This is a genomic window from Thiorhodococcus minor (assembly GCF_010820565.1).
In the GTDB taxonomy this organism is placed as follows: Bacteria; Pseudomonadota; Gammaproteobacteria; order Chromatiales; family Chromatiaceae; genus Thiorhodococcus; species Thiorhodococcus minor.
Genome location: NZ_JAAIJQ010000250.1, coordinates 1 through 1401, shown reverse-complemented (window position 1 = coordinate 1401; position 1401 = coordinate 1). Strand labels below are relative to the sequence as shown.

Sequence of the window (1401 nt, the reverse complement as noted above, 5' to 3'; positions counted from 1 at the left end):
GAATCTCCATGAGCGGATACAGTTTGTTGCGTTCGACCCGGGGGTCGTGAAGGGGAGCAAAGTGCTCGATCAGACTGACGGACATGAGAATCTCCCGAGAGTTGGTTCTCGGTAGATTGCCGCAACTGGCTCTATTTACAAGATTTTATACGCGCTCGCCCTGCTCGGCAGCCGCGGTCCGATTGCCGCCGGTGCGCTGCAGCGCCTCCTCGATGTAGTGTCGCTCGACGAGACTCACGGTCTGGTCGACCAGGTGGCGCAAGCTGTGCTTGCCCTGACGCTCGACCGCTGGCAACGGCCCCTCGGTCAGCTTGATCGGCTGCGCCCCTTGGAGCAGCCGCCGGCCAACGTCCCGAATGATGAGGCTGATGTACTCGGGGTCGGCGTCAGTGTCTCCGACGGCGGAAATCTCGACATCGGTCTCGGCGCCCAGCTCGCCATGCAGCGTCGTCGGAAAGAGACGGACCGAGCCCAGGCGCTGGAGCTTCGCCAGCAAGGCGGCCAGGTCCGCCCCTGGGTGGTCGAGCCAACGGCCCAGGGTCTCGTGCAGTACGGACCGCTCGCTTGGCATTTGCATGAGATCGAGACAGCCCTGATTGACCCTCAGAATCAGACCGCCGTGGTCGATCATGACGAATCCGTCCGGCATGCGTCGCAGCAGATCCTGAGTGGAGGGCAATCCCTGAAGCCCGCTCATCTCCGCATCGCTCGGATCTGGGGTCAAGCGGACGAGGTAGGTGGCCCCCGACTCCGAGGAGAGCAGCGAGGCTTGAGCAAGCCAAGCCAAATGCGCCTCCCCCACATGCACCAAGACGCCGGGCGCATGCCCGTGCTCGGCCACGAGGCTCAGCATGGCGCGCAAGGCATCGCGGTCCTCTGCCTCGAACAAGGGCAGCAGCTCACGGCCAACGATGGGGCGGGCGCGATGCGCGCCGACGCTCAGGGCTGCAATCGCGGCCGGATTCAGCTCGATGACGCTGAGCGAGTCGGCGCGCAGCAGCAGGATCGCATCCGTCGAGGAGCGAAACAGGAGCCGATAGCGGGTCTCGACCTCACGCAGCTTCCAATAGTCCCGCTCCATTGTCTGCTGCGCCTCGATGAGCCGCGTCTGCAGCTCGCTGACACACTGCAGACTGCGGCCGATGGCTAGCAGACCATCGCCGCCGCCGAGACGCACCGTGGTGTATTCGATCGGCAGCGATCGACCGTTCGGAAACAGCTGGCGAACGACCAAGCTCAGACGGCCGCGCCGTGATGAGCTTGCAGATTAACTACGCCGCGTCTGCGCGGCTCGGCTGGAGCGACTTGTTGGACGAAGCCGCTGCGCGGAGAAAGCCCATGCGGCGGCGTGGCGCTTAGAATGTAACCTCATGCCCTCGGTTGCGAGGGGCCGTTTGTTCA

General features: G+C 64.3%; 1 protein-coding gene. It reads right to left on the bottom strand.

What is annotated here, in order from left to right; translation table 11 throughout:
* Positions 1 to 145: 145 nt before the first annotated feature.
* On the bottom strand, positions 146 to 1234 hold the full coding sequence (gene ppsR / locus G3446_RS26710; protein ID WP_245232837.1) for a transcriptional regulator PpsR: 1089 nt from the start codon (positions 1232 to 1234) through the stop codon (positions 146 to 148).
* Positions 1235 to 1401 lie beyond the last annotated feature (167 nt).